This window comes from Candidatus Eremiobacteraceae bacterium (assembly GCA_035295225.1).
Classification (GTDB): Bacteria; Vulcanimicrobiota; Vulcanimicrobiia; order Eremiobacterales; family Eremiobacteraceae; genus JABCYQ01.
Genome location: DATGJI010000026.1, coordinates 15,260 through 32,044, shown reverse-complemented (window position 1 = coordinate 32,044; position 16,785 = coordinate 15,260). Strand labels below are relative to the sequence as shown.

Sequence of the window (16,785 nt, the reverse complement as noted above, 5' to 3'; positions counted from 1 at the left end):
GCACTAGGCGGTCGGATACGCGCCGACCTCGCAACTCACGGGATTGATGAACATATTGGTATTCAGAGCGAGCCACGGCGAATAGCCGGACGAGTCCGCGGTGAAGAGCGGCCGCTCGACGAAGACCAAGATCGAGCCGTCCTCGGCATCGCGCATCCAGCGAACCAGACCAAGTTCGGCAGCCGTCGGCGGCGCTGCCCAGGGCGAAGCCGCCTTGACGAGCTTCGTCTGCGCGGGCGAGGCCGGCCGCGCCCACTTCTCGATCTCCGCCTGATCCGCGCGCGTTACATGTTGGCTCTCGAAAGCGGCGCGCGTCGCTGGGAAGGCTGCTTTGTAAATCCAACATTCCGTCGACGCGGGAGCCGGGGTCGGTGATGGCGGACTCGCACCGTATTCACTTCGACCGCGAGCGCCCAGAGGCGAGCCGACAGCGAGCAGCGACAGGACTAGCGCTGCAACGATGCGCATTTTCGCGACGCGGTCGACGTTCGTCGTCATTCGATCTTGACGCGCGCTGCGATATCACGGCGAGAGACCAGCGTCGTGCCGTCCGGCAGCTTGCCGACATAGGCTGCGCAAGCCTCGTAGGCATTGATCCGCGCTTCGGCGATCGTTGTGCCAAGCGCCGTGACGGTGAGCACGCGGCCGCCGACCGCGTCGACGACCAAGCCGTGCCGCGTGGACGTGCCCCAAAACGACGAGATTTCGGCGTCCGGCAAGCCTGCGAGCGGCGTCGAAGTTCCAGGGTATCCGGCGGTCGTGAGCACGACGCCCACGCAGGCGTTTTTGGAAAATACCGGCGGCGCGGTCTTCGCGAGCGTTCCGGTCGCGGCGGCGAGCAGCAATTCGGCGAAATCGCTCTCGAGCCGCGGCAGCACGACTTGCGTTTCCGGGTCGCCGAAGCGGGCGTTGAATTCAAGCACCATCGGTCCGCGCTCGGTCATCATGAGTCCCGCATACAGGCATCCGCGGTACTCGATGCCGTCGCGGCGCAAGCCGTCGAGTGCCGGATCTATCACCTCGCGCCGAATGCGCGCAAGCGCTTGCTCGTCCAACACGTCCGATGCGGGTGAATACGCTCCCATGCCGCCGGTGTTCGGACCGGAATCGGCGTCGCCGGCGCGCTTGTAGTCGCACGCGGGGGCGAAGATGTGCGCGGTCTCGCCGTCAGTGACGACCATGATCGACGCTTCGGGGCCGGTCAATCGTTCTTCGAGCACGATCGTCGCGCCGCCGCCGGGCACTCGATGGTCGCGATACCACGCTTCGACAAGCGCCGCTGCTTCTTCCGACGTGTCGCACACGACCACGCCCTTTCCGGAAGCCAAGCCATCGGCTTTGACGACGACGCCCTGCCATTCCCATTCATTCAGGTGCTTCAGCGCTTGCTTTGCATCGTGCGCGATGCGGAAGCGGCTCGTGGGTATGCCGTTTCGCGCCATGAACTGTTTTGCATACGCCTTGCTCGACTCAAGTCGTGCGCCGGCTCGCCCCGGTCCGAATGTGGGAATGCCGGCGGCGCGCAACGCATCCGAGACGCCGGCTGCGAGAGCAGCTTCGGGGCCGATCACCGCGAGGCCGATCTTCGCCGCGACCGAGCGCTCCACGAGCGTCGGCGACGCTGTGACGGCGACGCCCGTCCAGTTCTCGCCGTACGATGCGGTGCCGGCGTTCCCGGGAGCGGCGCACACGGATTTGACGGACGGCGACTGCGCGAGTTTCCACGCCAACGCGTGCTCGCGCGCGCCGGAGCCGACGACGAGAACCTTCACGCCTTCTCCTGGGCTGCCTTGCGACCGCTCTTCTCCGCGTACATCGCCGCGTCTGCCGCGGTCAGCGCGCTCTCCGTGTCGTCGCCGGTGAATTCGGAAAGCCCGTGACTGACGGTGAGCCACGAAGATCCGGGTTCCATGCGCGCGTTGATGGCATCGTCGAGCCGTTGCATCCGGCTTCGCGCCAATTCGAGCGGCATGCCCGGCATGACGACGACGAACTCGTCGCCGCCGAGCCGATAGACTTTGTCTTCTCCGCGCACGAGATCGGCAAGTCCCCGCGCGACCGCCCGAATGGCGGCGTCGCCGGTCGCGTGTCCCAGCGAGTCGTTGATCTGCTTGAGGCCGTCGAGATCGACCACCACGATCGTACCACGCCGGTCGCTCTTCTCGGCTTCGCGATGTTCGTGTTCGAACGAGTACCGGCTTAGCGCCCCAGTCAGCGCATCGCGATTCAGCGCGGACGCTGTGCGGTCGTGCGCCACACGCAATCCTTCGTTGGCCGCCGCCAATTCAGCGCGAACCCTATCCACGATCACGACGACGCTTCCGAAACCGAGCATGAGCTCGAACATCCCGTCGATCAGCGATGTCACAGTATAATAGTAGGGACTCAAGGCGACGTGCTGCGCGTGGAGGTACCAATTCGAGGCGCAATGCTGAAGATAGTCGAGCGAGAGCAGCGCGAGACCGGCTGCCGTGAGGCGGACGCCAGGTCCGCTCGCGCGCTCGCGCAGGGCAGGCAAGAGCGCCACAAGACAGGCGGCCCACCCAAAGCCGAGGATGCCGTTGTGAAACGTATAGCGCCAGAGGAACACCGTCGGAAACCCGACGAGCACGATCGCTACGATGGCGGCCGGAACAAGCGTCGACCAAACGCGCCCGCTGGGTAGATCGGTGCCGGCGGTGTGGCGGCAGGCGGCGAAGATGAAAACGATGGCTGCGTACTCAAAGAAGAAATAGGCAAAATAGAAGACAGGTGCTATCGCCGTGACGCGGTTTGCCAGTAAGATAGCCACGAGCGAGCACGTGTAACACGCCCAGCCGCTCGCCCAGTACGGAAAGAGCCCGCGCCGGACAGCTCGCGACACGATGAACGAGACAAGCGCGATCAGCGCCGTGACGCTGATCTGGAACACGAGCGAGATGACGCTCGTCAGCTGGAATAGGTCTCGAAAGCGTGTATCGATGATCGGCGCCGCAAGCGCGGCGAGATCCGTCATTCCCACTCGATGGTCGCGGGCGGCTTCGAGGTGACGTCGTAGACCACGCGGTTCACGCCCGGAACCTCGTTGACGATGCGCGTGGATATCCTCTGCAGAACTTCGTATGGAAGGCGCGCCCAATCGGCGGTCATGCCGTCGTCGCTGGTCACGGCGCGAATCGCGATCAAGTCGGCATACGTCCGTCCGTCTCCCATCACGCCGACGCTTTGCAGCGGCGTCAGCACGGCGAAGTACTGCCAAGGTTCGGGCGTCGCACCGCGTTTGATCTCTTCGCGCGCGATGGCGTCCGCGCGACGCAGCACTCGCAAGCGTTCTTCGGTCACCGCGCCCAAGACGCGGACGGCAAGACCCGGTCCCGGGAATGGCTGTCGGCCGACGATCGTCTCCGGCAAGTCGAGTTCGCGGCCGAGCGCACGGACTTCATCTTTGAACAGCAGCCGCAGCGGCTCGATCAACCGCAACGCCATGCGCTCGGGAAGTCCGCCAACGTTGTGATGCGTCTTGATCTTCGCACCGACCTTGCTTGCGGCGGTCTTGCTCTCGATGACATCCGGATAGAGCGTACCCTGGACGAGGAATTCAACGCCCGGAATCGCGCGCGCATGCTCTTCGAACACGGCGATGAACTCGCGGCCGATGATCTTTCGTTTCTCTTCCGGATCGCTGACGCCGGTCAGGGCACGTAAGAAGCGGTCGCGCGCATCAACTGCGACGACGTCAAGGTGCATGACGTCGCGAAACGCCGCGACCACTTCTTCCGCTTCATGCTCGCGCAGCAAACCGTGATCGACGAATATGCACGTGAGGCGGTCGCCGATCGAACGCGCGACAAGCGTCGCCGCGACGGCGCTGTCGACACCGCCGGAGAGCGCACAGATCGCGCGTGCGTCGCCGACCTGTTGTCGGATCTCTTCGATGGCTCGAGTCGCAAACGACGACATCTCCCATCGATCGCGCAAGCCGGCGACGCGGCGCAGAAAATTGTCTAAGACGATGCGACCATCCGTGGTGTGCATCACCTCGGGATGGAACTGTACTCCATAGAGCCCTCGCGCCCGATCGCCGACGGCGGCAAGCGCGCAGTTCGAAGTCGAAGCGAGCGGCACGAATCCGGCCGGCAGCTCGGTCACCGTGTCGGTGTGATTCATCCATGCCTGCGATCGATCGCTGACGCCGGCGAACAATGGCGAATCCGTCGCCAGAACTTTGAGATCCGCCTTGCCGTATTCGCTTGTCGTGCCGGGCGAGACGCGACCGCCGCAGATGCGCGCAAGCTCCTGCAATCCGTAGCAGATGCCGAGGATGGGCTTCCCGCTGTCGAGGACCTGCTTCTGGAGATGCGGCGCGCCCGGCGCGATGCACGATTCGGGGCCGCCGGTCAAGATGAATGCCGCCGGATTGCGCGCCTCGATTTCGGCCCATGGTGTATCGTAAGGAAGAATCTCTGAGTAGACGTGGGCTTCGCGCACGCGTCGCGCGATAAGCTGCGCGTACTGTGCGCCGAAATCAAGGATGATGACGGTCTCCGCGCCGACCGAGACCTGAGGCGCCTCCCGAGTGGCTTGCTGCATCCCGGTCAATTCCTGCGTTGCCGCAGGAGCGCCTTTTTACGCGAGCGCCGCATCGAGAGCGCGAACGCCGCGGTTTAGGTCCTCGTCCGAGATGACGAGCGGCGGCTGCAGACGCAGCACGTTGCCGTGGTATCCGCCCAGCCCGATCAAGAAGCCGTCCGTGAGCAACCGATCTTGAATAAGCGTCGCGCGTGCAGCGTCGGGCGATTTCGATTTTTGATCTGCGACGATTTCGATGCCGATCATCAATCCGGCACCGCGAACATCGCCGATCGCTTTGTGCTTGGCGGCGAGCTCGCGAAGCAAGGCGAGCGTGCGCGCACCTTTTTCTTCCGATCGCTCCGAAAGCCGCTCGCGGCGGTGGACTTCCAGATTGGCGAGTGCCGCCGCGCACGCGACAGGATTACCACCGAACGTGGAGAGGTGGTCGCCCGGCGTGAAGGCTCGTGCGATCTCCTCGCGCGTGGTGAACGCCGCAAGCGGGAAGCCATCGGCGATCCCCTTGGCCGTGACCACGATATCCGGCACGACTCCGAAATGCTCGATGGCCAGCATTTTGCCCGTGCGGCCGAATCCGCTCTGCACCTCGTCGGCGATGAACAAAATGCCGCGCCGGTCGAGGATTTCTTTCACGTATTTGAAGTAGTTCGGCGGCGGCACGATGATGCCGCCCTCGCCCATGACCGGCTCCGCGATGAACGCGGCCACCGAACCAGACGTCTGCGTGTCGATGACCCATTCGATCGCATCGGCGGCTTCGCGCGCCAACCGTTCCGGATCTGCACCGTGCTCGCTCCGATAGGCGAACGGCGCGGGTGCAAACGCGACGCCTGGCATGTACGGTCCGCCGCCCTTCTTGCGATTCCAATTGCCGGTCACGCTGAGCGTGGCGGCGGTGCGGCCGTGAAACGACATCTCCAGCGCGACGAACTCCGTGCGCTTCGTGAACTGTTTTGCGATCCGCATGGCGCCTTCAACCGCCTCGGCGCCGCTCGAGCCGAAGAACGAGACGCGTAGGTCTGGGCTCGGCATGATCGACGCGAGCGCTTCCGCGAAGTCCGCTGTGGGCTTATTATGGTAGATGTAGGAATTGCAGTGGATGAGCTTGCGCATCTGCGCGATGGCGGCATCGATGACCTCGGGCCGGTTGTGGCCGGCGTTGACGACCGATATGCCGGAGTACAAGTCCACGTACGCGCGGCCGCTCTCATCCCAGACCGTCGCTCCCTCGGCCCGGTCGATCACGATCGGCTGGACCTTCTTCAAGAAATACGTGTTGACGTAGCGCCGGTACTTATCGGCTATCGATAGCTCTACGGTCTGCATGCGCGCATCCTTGCCTTTCCCTTCATGTGCAAACATCTTCCAACCGCCCTGCGTCTCTGGCCAAGACGACCTCGCGCGCTATGCGTTCGCCTACCGAGATCTCTCGTCCCCAGCGATAGCCCGAATACGGCGTGAACTTCGTGCCGGGCGACCCTGGAATGCGCAAGCTGACATCGTAGACGACGAACGATTTCGGCGGACCCGACGCGATCACGCACTGGAGCGCGAACGGCCCGATGATGCCGGGCGGCTGCGCTTCTCGCGCGGCACGAACGAATCGCTCACCCATATCAAACGCCTGCTCAAGCATCGATTCGGTGAGCGTCGCCGCGATATGCCCCGCTTCTTCCATGGACGGCGCGAACGAATCGGCGAGCGACGCCTGATCCGCCGCGAGCAGATTCCGGACGCCGTCGATGTTCGTCTGACGCCGGGTATCCGTGCCCAACAATTCGAGTTCGCCGAGAACCGGCGACCAGAAGAAATTAAGATTGACCGTGGGACCGAACACGTACTCCTCGATAACGGCCGTCGAGAGGCCCTTTTTGTCGACGACCCCGGCTGCGATGAGTTCGTCGGAACGGCGCCGGTAGTGCGCGGGGCTCGACGCGAGAAAAAACGCGCGTTCGAACGAGACTTTTGCATGCGGCGCCTTCACGAGCGCGAAGCCGTCGATCTCATCGGGCGACGCAAAGCGACGCGGGAAGCGGATGCCGGCGCTCTCTAACAGCGCATATTGATTGGATGGCTCGTCGCGCTCTTCAGCGCGCAGCAGCTTGCGCGAGCCGAACATGGGAGCTGTGAAGAGCCGCTCGATTTCCGCATAGGGATACTTCTGCCGCGCGTAGACCTCAAAGGACCGGTTCGGCACGAAGATCGCGTTTCGGGAGAGCAGTTCGCTCTGCACGTCCGGCCTGAGGATGTCGGCGAAATGATCGACCATGAGCGTTTCGTCCACGCAGCCCGAACCGTCCGCCCGTGAGGCGAAGTAGTCGGCGTACGTCTTCTCGCGGCCGCGCGCAGTGACGACGAGATTGCGCAGACCTTCGCGCCGCGCTCCAAGGCAGACGTCTAACGCGGAGTGCGAACCGACGCACGAGATGGTCAGCCGCGATCGGTCATAACCGGCGAGCGCAGCGTGACCGACCTGCGTCAATTCGCGCGCACGCCAGGACCGGGAATCGCGACCGCGGGGTTGTCGAGCGTGGGCAGGTCGAACGTCATCCTGCCGGATTGATCCAGCACGAGGTCAAGGCTTTCGCTGAAGAGCGCATTCTTTATCTCGCGGGCGATGCGGCGACCCGTGGACATGGGCTCGTCGTAGTTGAGGTACGAGTACGGCGAACCATCGATGAAGAGATTCGTGCCCGCCACGATGCGCGCTGAAATCTCCATCAAGAAGAATTCGGCTTCCGGCGTGACGATCGTCTCGAGGCAGAACGCACCGAACAGACCGCGGTCCGGACAGATCTCGCGGCTCACGCGGACCACAGCTTCGCCCATGTGAAAGGCTTCAGCCAGGAGCGATTCGCGCAGTGAGATCGGCTGGTTGCCGATGACGACGTACGAAGGGTGGATATCCCAGCCTTCTTGATCCGCGGACGGAATTCGGCCAAGCGAGTCGACGTTCGATTCGTAACGGCGATCCATGGACATAATCTCAAGCTTGCCGGTGAGCGGCGAATAGAAATAGTGGATGTACACCGGAACGCCGATGATGTACTCCTGCATGATGAACTGCTGCTCGACGAGATGCGTCGCGCGCTGCTGAAAGTCTTCGGTGTTCTTCACGAACAGATAGCCCTTGCCGCCGAGCGCGCCGTAGAGCTTGACGATCACCGGCCGATCGATCTCGGCGGCCTTCGTGAATTGACGCGGCATCCGAAGCCCGGCGCGCAGGAGCCACTCGCGCTGGCGCAGCCGGTCGGCTTCCCAATCCAACACCGCTTTGTTCCCGAAGTACGGCGTCTTCATGGCTTTGTGCTCATCCATCGAGAGATACGCGACGAACGAACCATGCGGCACGAGGATCACCTTGCGGCGATTGAGTTCCGACTCGAGTTTTGGAAAATCGCTGTATGTCGGGATGACGATGACTTCGTCGACGAAATTGAAGCTGGCGTAGAGCCGTTCGTTCTGCGGCGTGACGACGGCCAGCGTGTGGAACCCTTCGTCCTTTGCGCCTTTGAGGATCTGCAGCGCCGAATGGCTGCCGAGCGTGGCGATGGTGAAGAGCTGCGGCAAGTGAGGCGTTTGCGCGGATTTGCGTCTCATGGCCTACGTTTCAACGACCGCCGCTCCGACACCCACCGGAGTCCTTGCGGGCCGTGCACGAATGATCGACGACTGCGAATGCGGATTGCAGAGCAGCGTGCGGCACGCCCACTCGAGACGCTGGGCAGTGGCGGGGACGTCCCCTTCGAACAAACGCCAGGCGACGGCTTGTTCTACCGATCGCAGGCCTGCCAGTCCGAAACGCTCGGCCAACAGACGGGTCAGCTTGCTCGAATCATCGTCACGATCCGTGACGACGGCCTCGAATTCGGTGTGGGCAAGCGTTGCTTGCCCCACCACGGGTTCGGTGCGTTTGTCCGATGTCGCCGAAATCGAAAGGCGATGTTTATTCGGGTTGAAGATGACCTCGGCTCCGCTGATCGCGCGGGCGACTTCGTCGCGCGACAGACCTTGGTCCGGTACATCCAAACGGAAGAGGTCCGCTCGCTCCACGCGCGTCAGCTCGGCGTAGCCGAGAGCGCGCAAAGCGACGAGCACCGTGTACGCCGTGTTGTCCGGAATGGACAACTCCACCGCGCATTCGACGATCATCGCGTCGCCTCAGCGCTTTGTTCGCGCAACGAAGTCGCCATGGTCCGAAAGATCGCGTGGGCGCCGGCGGGCTCGTTCGGATCGCCGCCCCGCGCGTCTGGATCGCGGTAGGCGACATTGAATCGCCATGCGAGGCGTTCGGGATGCGGCATCAGCGCGAGTACGTTTCCTCCGGCGTTGCAGATGCCGGCGGCGCGGTGCATGGACCCGTTGTGCGCGTCGCCGGCGTAGCGCAAGACGATGCACCCGCTGGCCTCAAGCGCCGCGAACGTCTCGGAACTTCCGAAGAATCTGCCTTCGCCGTGCGCCGCCGCCATCACCAAGATCGATCCTGGAGCCAGACCGCGCGTGAACGCACAACGATCCGCCGATTCGGAGACGACGACGTCCACCGTGCGCGATTCGAACCGGCGCGCCGGCAGATTTCGTGCGATCGCGATGTCTCCGAGCAGACCGGTCTCGGCGATGACTTGGGCGCCGTTGCATATCCCGAGGACGAGTTTTCCTTTCCCGGCCTCTTCGACGATCGTGGCGACCGCCGCGCTTTTCGCGGCGATGGCGCCCGCGCGCACGCGATCTTCGTGAGCGAATCCGCCCGGCAGCACGTAGGCGTCGTATGCGCGCAGCGCCGCGGCGTCGTCGCTCCACATGAAGAGCCGCGCGTCCATACCGGCATCGCGACATGCGTCTACGGTCTCCTCTTCGGAGTTCGTGCCCGGGAAGACGACGACGGCTACCAGCGGATCGTGCATGCTAATCGAAGAGCTCGCGCAGAGGCGCGGACCACGCCGCCGCGAGGCGGTTGAGAGCGATGTCGAATAGTCCCGCGATCGCAAGCGAAGATCCGCCGCTCACGCCGATCGCGACCGGCCGAGCGCCCATCGCGGTGCAGACCGCTTCGAAAGCGCCCACGCGAGCCGGCGCGACTTCCACCACAAAGCCACCCGCTTCGCCGAAGAGCGCCGCATCGCGGTCGATCGCCGGCGCCCAACGCGCCGGCGGTTCCAGTCGTGCGCCGATCGCACCCTTCGCATCGCCGCCGAGGCACATCTCAGCGACGCACGCGATGAGACCGCCGTCGGAGATGTCGTGCGCCGCGCTTATCGCGCCGCCTCGTACCGCGTCGAAGACCGTACGGATGGAAGCATTCGCTTCGGTGTAGTCGATCGGCGGCAGCGGGCCTCCGCCCGCGCCCGCCAGGTTCGCGGCGACGGAGCCGCCGAGATGCGGCGTGCGCCCGCCTAACAAGAACAATCGATTGCCTGTGCCGGTGAGCTGCATGGTCACCGTACGGCTCACATCGTCGACGCGGCCGATGCACGCCACGATCGCCGATGGCACGATCGCGCGACCGGAACTCGACTCGTTGTAGAGCGAGACGTTGCCGCTGACGAAGGGCAACGGTTCGTCCGGGATTCCCAAGTGCAGCGAATTGGCCGCTTCTGCCAAGCCTTCGATGCCGGCCGCGAGCTGCGCGTAGGCTGCTGGATCTTCCGGGCTGCCATAGTTCAAGCAGTCCGTAAGCCCGATCGGCTGTGCTCCCACGGCGGCGACGTTGCGCGCCGACTCGACGACCGCGTGCGCAGCGGCAAGGCGCGGATCGATCGCGCCAAAACGGGGATTGCCGTCAACGGAGAGAGCGATGCCCGCTCGTCCACCGCGCCGGATGATGATGACGCCCGCGTCGGCGTAGCCGGACGGTATCGCCGTCGCGCCGCGGACGACCGTATCGTAATGTTGGATCAACGGACGACGGCTGCAGACGTCAGAGTGCGCGAGCACGGAAAGAATCATTTTTTCGAGGTCGTCGATTGTGGGCCGACTCGCGTCGGCCCCTTCAGAGGCGTCGGCCCCTTCAGAGGCGTCGGCCCCTTCAGTCAGGTCGGTGTTCGCGGAATCTTTGAAGGGGCCGACGCCAGTCGGCCCAACGTCGCCGATTTCCCGCGCGATCGAGCCGGTCAAGACGTCGATCGGAAGATCGATCACCGCGCTGCCGCGCGAGAGGACCACGTATCGCTTCTCTTCGGTCACGCTGCCGATGACGGCAGCGCGTGCGCCAGCCGCGACATCGGGCAGCGTGAAGCGCTCGTTATAGATCGAAAGCAGCGTGGGCGTGAACGAGGGCGGCACCGCCCAAAGCATGCGCTCCTGCGTCTCGGCGCAGGCGATGACGAACGGCGGCAGACCGGCCACGGCCTGCGGCACGGATTCGATCTCGATCCGCGCCCCGAACCCTCCCGCGCTGCACAGCTCGCTGCTGCTCCCCATGATGCCGCCGGCGCCCAGATCTTTGAAGCCTACGGCCAGCCCATCTTTGAAGACCCGTTCGCAGACCGCATACGTGGCGCGCATGATCACGTTCTTGAGGAACGGATCCGGCACTTGGACGGCGCTCTTGTTCGCCTGCGACTGACTCGCGTCGAGGATGAGCGATGCGAAGGCGGCGCCGCCGAATCCGGAACCGTCGGTGGCTTTGCCGACCAGCACGAGGTCGTAGCCTGCGCCTCCCGGCGGCACGCGACTGTGGACGATGCGATCGGCGCGCACAAGCCCGAGCGCGACGACGTTCACGAGACAATTGTCCGTGTACGAATCGTGGAAGTAGATATCACCGGCGATGTTCGGCACGCCAACCGCGTTGCCGTACGCTGCGATGCCGTCCACCGCGCCGGCGGCGACGTATGCGGCATGCGACCCGGGGATCGGCTTCCCGAATCGCAGCGGGTCGGCGCTCGCGACGACCTCGGCGCCCATGCACAAGACGTCGCGCAGAATTCCGCCTACGCCGGTGGCGGCGCCTTCGAAGGGCACGACTTGCGACGGATGATTGTGACTCTCGTGCGCGACGACGACGCCGTACTCGACACCGTCGACGAACCCCGCACGCAAGATCCCAGCGTCTTCGCCGACGGGAACGATGACATCGCTGCTTTGCGTCGGCAGCTTCTTCAGCAAGGCGCGGCTGCTCTTATACGAGCAATGCTCGCTCCATTGGATCGCAAACGCGTGGGCTTCCGCGCGCGTCGGATCTCGGCCGATGCGCTGCGCGATCTGGCGCAGCTCGTCAGGGGTTAGGGCAAGCCGTTCGCGCTGCGCCTCGCGGCGCAGTTCTTCGTCGGTCCCCGAGCACCGAATCCGTTCCGCCGCAGAAGCCGGTGCTTGTGCGGCCACCGCCTACGCTTTGCCGTTCGACTGCGGCAGCGCGTTCACGCGCGAATCGCCTTCCATCACCTGGACGCGGTTGCGCCACTGGGTCACAAGCACCCGACCGTACAGCACCGTGTCGTCCACGGCTAGGATCTTCGCCGCTGCTAACGCGGCGTTCTCGGGCTCAAGCACGACCGTGCTTCCGATGCCTGACGGCAGGTGCAGGCTCGAGAGGACGTCCATGCCGCCGAACGATGAGCCGATTGGCGGGCACGCGATGACCGGGTTGGCGGTGGCGGCGTCGACGAAAGCGGAGAGCGCGTTCGAGCGGCCGGCGATGGTCACGTAGACCACGCGGCCGAGCATGTTGTCGAGCTGCTGTACTCTCTGAAGCGCGTACGTCGGCGTCTTGTGCGCCGATGCGACGTGCTTGCGCGACGGCACGCCGAGCTGACCGAGCGCCTTTGCGACCCTGTCGGCGTGCGGCGCGTCGGCCGCCGAACCCATGATGATTCCCACGAATCCGCCCGTGCTCTTCTGGAATTTCCCGACGAGTTCGGCCACCTCTTCGTATTTGGATTTGACGGCGCCGAGGTCGTCCGAAGTCGGCGCGGCCATGTTCCGGTAGATCTGTTTATCGAGCATCAGCGCTTGATCGCCGCCGGGCCAGATGCGCCACGAATCGTTGTCGATGACGTCTGCCAGGATGATCTCCGTGTTTCCGTCCGCGTCGGTCGCGCGCCCGAATTCTACTTTCAGATCCACGAGCAACACGTCTGCGCGGCGCCACGCGTGGGCAAGGACGTCGAACACCAGCCGGGCCACGTCGGTCATCTGCGCTAATTCGGCGGTGGTAGCGATACCTTCGTCGACGATCTGGTCGGCTGTGTATTGCGGATCGTGATTCGCGTCGTCCTTGAAGAAGTATTCGACGAGTCTCGGCGCGAGCACGGTGCCGGATTTCACCCCCGGATTGCGCTTGAGATACGAGCCTGCAGCGACTCCGCGCACGACCACTTCGATGGGGATCATGGTGCAGCGGCGGACGAGCATCTCGTTCCCGTCTTCGTCTTCGCCTCCGCTGAGAAAGTGCGTGGGAATGCCGCATGCGTTGAGCAGCCGGTAGATTCGCGCCGTGGTGAGCGCGGCCAAGCGGCCCTTGCCTTGAATCACATGGCGCTTGGCGCCGTCTCCGGCCGAGATCTGATCCTGTTGGACGATGACGAGTGCATCCGACCGCTCGGGGTGTTCGAAAAGCACCTTGGTCTTGCCGCGGCCTACTTCCGATCCTTTGTTCATTCCCGCTCCAGGGCGTGCAGAGATCTAGCGAATAATCGCGCGCGTTCCGCTGCGTCACCGACGTGATGCTGCGGATCCATGAGCGCTCCCAATTCTTCCGGTTTGACGTAGCGGCAGACCTGCGCATCCTTCGACAAAAGCGACTGGAGCGGGTTGGCTTCGCCGCGCGCGATCGCATCATACGCTGTCATGGAAGCGTTACGGAGCGTCTCGTGCAGCGCCTGACGATCGGCCCCGCGCTTTGCCGCAGCCATGAGGATTGCTTCGGTTCCAGAGAACGGTCCGAACGCCGCGAGATTGTGGGCGATGCGCCGCTCGTCCACGCGAAGGCCTGACACGACGCGCTTCGCGAGCCGCACGATTTCGTCGGCAGCCAAGAACGCTTCCGGGAGCAGCGTGCGGCGGTTCGCCGAATCGTCGAGCGTGCGCTCCAACAAATTTTCAGCAGCGTTCTGCCATGCGACTTGGGCGTGCGAAGCGACGAGCCGAGCGAGCGAACATATGCGCTCGCACAGAATCGGATTGCGCTTGAACGGCATCGACGACGACCCGACTTGCTTTTTCCCGAACGGTTCGCCGACCTCACCGAACGGCGACGATGCGAGGATTCGGACGTCGAAAGCGAATTTCGAGCACGAAGCGGCAAGGCCGGCGAGCGCTGCGATGACCTGGTAGTCCAGCTTGCGCGGATATGTCTGGCCGCTCACGGCGACCGCGGTCAGGCCGAACTCCCCGAGGACATCTGACTCTAGCGTCGCGGGCGTGAGATTCGTCCCATCAAGCAATGAGTGATAAGAGGCCGACGTGCCGACCGCACCGCGCATCCCCTTCGCCGGCACCCACGCCGCGAGGCGGCGAAGCTCGGCGTGATCGAAGCGGATATCTTGCGCCCATAGGCTCAATCGCATTCCCAGCGTGGTGGGCTCCGCGGCCTGCAGATGCGTGTATGCCATGCACGTCAGGTCGGCGAATTCCTCGATCCGCCCGGCGAAGACTTCGAGCAGGTCGCGAGTGGCGCGCTGCAGCATCGCGAGGCCCGTGCGGATACGCGCGGTTTCCACATTGTCTTCGACGTCCATGGACGTAGCGCCGAGGTGGATCTTGCCGCCGCCCGCCTTCGCCTGCGAAGCGAAGACGCGCACCTCTGCCATGAGGTCGTGGCCGATCTCTTCTTCTATCGCCTGAGCGGCTGCCAGATCCACGCGGTCGACGTTGCGTTCGAGATCGCGCAGTTCGTCGGCCGAGACGATTCCCGCAGCCATCTGCGAGCGCGCGAGAGCAACCCAGAGGCGCCGCCACATGCGGCGTTTGGTCTCTTCGGAGAAAAGCTCGCGCATCGCGGCGCTGCCGTAGCGCCATGAAAATGGAGATGAGTAGGATGAGGTCACTTACGCCATCGCTTCGCGGGGTGCGCGGCTGCGCCCTCGGCGCAACGAACAGAGCCGGACGATCAATTCGTCTAACATGACCGATGGTTCGCCGTGGCCGGTGAACATGTAGTCCAGCGCGCGTTTCGTCAAGCTGACTGCCTTTGCCGCCTGCTCGGGCGTTGCCGTGCGCGCCGCGGTCTGCAAGGCGGCGATGCGATATGGACTCAAGCCCGCCGCTTCGGCATACGCGGCCGCAGCCGAATGTTTCAGCTCCCAGATGACGACCGCATCCGCGGCGAGGACGAAGACCGGGCCGGCGATGTTGTCCGGCTTATCCATGACTTCGCGCACGAGACGCAGAGCGGCATCGGTGTCACCTGCGTGGACCGCTGCCGTGAAATTCCAGAGCTTGATATCATCGTACGGCTGGATCGAATTTTTGACCGCCTCGGACGTGATCCGGCCCTTGTTCGCAGTGAGCGCGAGCCTTTCGATGACGTTTGTGATCTCCGCCGCGTCTTGACTTCCGGCCAAGAGCGATCGCGCCGCCGGTTCGACGGTGACGTGGGCTCGCGCGGCCACTTCGTCCACGAACCGTCCGCTCGATCGCACATCGAGCGCGCACTCGACGACGATGCCGTCGTCGGCCGCGCCGGCGAGCGAAGCCGCCTCATCCGCCAACCGTCTGCCTTGCGCCCGCTGCGGCACTCCGGAATGGTCGACGATGACGAGCGCGTGTTCCGGCATGCCTTCGAGCGCCGAACGGAGGGCGGCGCGATCGTCGGCCTTGAGATCGATGACGCCGCGCACCACCACCGCGCGCCTTGACGACAAGAACGGCAACGCGGCCGCCTTGCCGGGAATCGCGCGCACCGCCGCTTCGTCCGACGCGTCGATCTCATCCAGGTTGAGAGCGCGCGACGATTCATCAGGCAGGACTGAAGCGATCATGCGAGCATAGACGATCGAAGCGAGCATCGGTTGGGGACCGGTAAGCACGATGATTCGCGGCAGTGGGTCCGGCTGCGCGTCCGCGAAATTGTAAAACGAGAGGATCGCTTTCGCGCTCGCCCGAGGTTTCGCGGCCGGTTTCTTGGGCGAACTTGGCGAGCTCTCGCCGGTCTTTTTTGGACTCACGCGATTGCGTTCGCCGCGCCGCCGCCGGCAACTGCAGCGACGATCGCCGCCTCGAATGGCGGCCGCAAGACGCCGGTCTCCGTGATGATAGCGGAGATGAGCGCGGCCGGCGTCACGTCGAACGCAGGATTTGCAGCTTGCGCCTCCGCCGGCGCGATCCGCACGCCGGCACATTCAAGGACTTCGAGACCGTCGCGCTCTTCTATGATTATCTCGCTGCCGCTCGCGATCGCCGCGTCGATGCTTGAATTCGGCGCCGCGACATAGAAGGGCAGCTCGTGTGCGCTCGCGCTGAGCGCAAGGCCGTAGGTGCCTATCTTGTTCGCGACGTCGCCATTGCGCGCGATGCGATCGGCGCCGACGACCACCGCGCTGATCTCGCCACGACGCATGAGCGATGCCGCCATCGAATCCGTGACGAGCGTGAACGGGATGCCGTCGCGCGCGAGCTCCCAAGCAGTCAACCGCGCACCCTGGAGCATCGGTCTCGTTTCTCCGACGAAGACGTGCTTGAGAAAACCTGCTTGCCATGCCGAACGCACGACGCCGAGCGCCGTGCCGTACCCGCCGGTCGCAAGCGTGCCGGTGTTGCAGTGCGTGTAGACGACCGCGCCGGACGGCAGCAGCGACGCTCCCGCGTCGCCGATCGCGCGGCAGGTCGCGACGTCGTCTGCGTGGATCGAGCGGGCCATATCTTCAAGGGCTGCGACCAGCTGCATGACGCCCTGTCCGGTCGCGCTTAACTCGCGCCCGTGCCGTTTCATCTTCTCGATAGCCCACGAGAGGTTCACGGCCGTCGGACGCGCGGACGCGATCGCCCGCCCGGCATCGTCGAGAACTTTGAAGAAATCATCGGCGTTGCGCGCGACGCCGCCGGCTGCCCGCGCCGCGATGCACATGCCGTACGCGCCGACGATGCCTATGGCCGGAGCACCGCGGACCTTGAGCCCTCGGATGGCGTCGATCACACGCTGCACGGAGCGCAGCTTGACGACGATCATCTCGGCCGGAAGGCGCGTCTGATCGAGGATTTCTACGATGCCGTCGGTGTACGCGATGTGGGGAGGGGCTGCTCGCATGCAACGGACGTTCGCTTCGCGAGGACGGCCAC

At 64.4% G+C, this 16,785-nt stretch carries 14 protein-coding genes; all 14 read right to left on the bottom strand.

Annotated features, from left to right (window positions below):
* Positions 1-3 precede the first annotated feature (3 nt).
* The 14 genes from VKT51_04890 to mtnA are packed head-to-tail and all read right to left on the bottom strand — an operon-like array spanning position 4 to position 16,753.
* Entirely contained in the window at positions 4-498 is a 495-nt protein-coding gene (locus tag VKT51_04890) for a hypothetical protein (protein ID HLJ83489.1), read from the bottom strand.
* Complete coding sequence (purD, locus tag VKT51_04885; protein HLJ83488.1) at positions 495-1,772, bottom strand: phosphoribosylamine--glycine ligase; 1,278 nt, start codon at positions 1,770-1,772, stop codon at positions 495-497. The genes VKT51_04890 and purD overlap by 4 nt, the downstream gene beginning before the upstream one ends.
* A complete protein-coding gene (locus VKT51_04880; protein ID HLJ83487.1) occupies positions 1,769-2,995 on the bottom strand; it encodes a GGDEF domain-containing protein in 1,227 nt (408 codons plus the stop codon). Before VKT51_04880 ends, purD begins: the two co-directional genes overlap by 4 nt.
* Positions 2,992-4,569, bottom strand: coding sequence for a glutamine-hydrolyzing GMP synthase (gene guaA, locus VKT51_04875; protein ID HLJ83486.1), 1,578 nt, complete (start codon positions 4,567-4,569; stop codon positions 2,992-2,994). The genes VKT51_04880 and guaA overlap by 4 nt, the downstream gene beginning before the upstream one ends.
* Before the next feature lie 36 nt (positions 4,570-4,605).
* Positions 4,606-5,895: an aspartate aminotransferase family protein gene (locus VKT51_04870; GenBank protein HLJ83485.1), complete on the bottom strand. Its 1,290-nt coding sequence runs from the start codon at positions 5,893-5,895 to the stop codon at positions 4,606-4,608.
* 22 nt (positions 5,896-5,917) lie between these two features.
* A complete protein-coding gene (locus VKT51_04865; GenBank protein HLJ83484.1) occupies positions 5,918-7,051 on the bottom strand; it encodes a DUF1297 domain-containing protein in 1,134 nt (377 codons plus the stop codon).
* A complete protein-coding gene (locus VKT51_04860; GenBank protein HLJ83483.1) occupies positions 7,048-8,169 on the bottom strand; it encodes a formate--phosphoribosylaminoimidazolecarboxamide ligase in 1,122 nt (373 codons plus the stop codon). Before VKT51_04860 ends, VKT51_04865 begins: the two co-directional genes overlap by 4 nt.
* A gap of 3 nt (positions 8,170-8,172) precedes the next feature.
* Positions 8,173-8,721 (bottom strand): hypothetical protein, encoded by a 549-nt coding sequence (locus VKT51_04855; GenBank protein ID HLJ83482.1) that lies wholly within the window; start codon positions 8,719-8,721, stop codon positions 8,173-8,175.
* On the bottom strand, positions 8,718-9,473 hold the full coding sequence (gene purQ / locus VKT51_04850) for a phosphoribosylformylglycinamidine synthase I (GenBank protein ID HLJ83481.1): 756 nt from the start codon (positions 9,471-9,473) through the stop codon (positions 8,718-8,720). Before purQ ends, VKT51_04855 begins: the two co-directional genes overlap by 4 nt.
* A 1-nt stretch (position 9,474) precedes the next feature.
* Positions 9,475-11,892: a phosphoribosylformylglycinamidine synthase subunit PurL gene (purL, locus tag VKT51_04845; GenBank protein ID HLJ83480.1), complete on the bottom strand. Its 2,418-nt coding sequence runs from the start codon at positions 11,890-11,892 to the stop codon at positions 9,475-9,477.
* Positions 11,893-11,895: 3 nt separating this feature from the next.
* The gene (locus tag VKT51_04840) at positions 11,896-13,167 is read right to left on the bottom strand and encodes a phosphoribosylaminoimidazolesuccinocarboxamide synthase (GenBank protein ID HLJ83479.1); all 1,272 of its coding nucleotides are present in this window, start codon (positions 13,165-13,167) and stop codon (positions 11,896-11,898) included.
* The gene (purB, locus tag VKT51_04835) at positions 13,164-14,555 is read right to left on the bottom strand and encodes an adenylosuccinate lyase (GenBank protein ID HLJ83478.1); all 1,392 of its coding nucleotides are present in this window, start codon (positions 14,553-14,555) and stop codon (positions 13,164-13,166) included. The genes VKT51_04840 and purB overlap by 4 nt, the downstream gene beginning before the upstream one ends.
* Positions 14,556-15,674, bottom strand: a complete 1,119-nt coding sequence (locus VKT51_04830) for a hypothetical protein (GenBank protein HLJ83477.1) — start codon at positions 15,672-15,674, stop codon at positions 14,556-14,558.
* Complete coding sequence (gene mtnA / locus VKT51_04825; protein HLJ83476.1) at positions 15,671-16,753, bottom strand: S-methyl-5-thioribose-1-phosphate isomerase; 1,083 nt, start codon at positions 16,751-16,753, stop codon at positions 15,671-15,673. Before mtnA ends, VKT51_04830 begins: the two co-directional genes overlap by 4 nt.
* Between the last annotated feature and the right edge of the window lie 32 nt (positions 16,754-16,785).

Excerpts from the sequence above, each read along its gene's own strand:
- VKT51_04860 (HLJ83483.1), bottom strand. The coding sequence starts at position 8,169 with ATGAGACGCAAATCCGCGCAAACGCCTCACTTGCCGCAGCTCTTCACC.
- VKT51_04855 (HLJ83482.1), bottom strand. The coding sequence starts at position 8,721 with ATGATCGTCGAATGCGCGGTGGAGTTGTCCATTCCGGACAACACGGCG.
- guaA (HLJ83486.1), bottom strand. The coding sequence starts at position 4,569 with ATGCAGCAAGCCACTCGGGAGGCGCCTCAGGTCTCGGTCGGCGCGGAG.
- VKT51_04890 (HLJ83489.1), bottom strand. The coding sequence starts at position 498 with ATGACGACGAACGTCGACCGCGTCGCGAAAATGCGCATCGTTGCAGCG.
- mtnA (HLJ83476.1), bottom strand. The coding sequence starts at position 16,753 with ATGCGAGCAGCCCCTCCCCACATCGCGTACACCGACGGCATCGTAGAA.
- VKT51_04840 (HLJ83479.1), bottom strand. The coding sequence starts at position 13,167 with ATGAACAAAGGATCGGAAGTAGGCCGCGGCAAGACCAAGGTGCTTTTC.
- VKT51_04870 (HLJ83485.1), bottom strand. The coding sequence starts at position 5,895 with ATGCAGACCGTAGAGCTATCGATAGCCGATAAGTACCGGCGCTACGTC.
- VKT51_04880 (HLJ83487.1), bottom strand. The coding sequence starts at position 2,995 with ATGACGGATCTCGCCGCGCTTGCGGCGCCGATCATCGATACACGCTTT.
- purQ (HLJ83481.1), bottom strand. The coding sequence starts at position 9,473 with ATGCACGATCCGCTGGTAGCCGTCGTCGTCTTCCCGGGCACGAACTCC.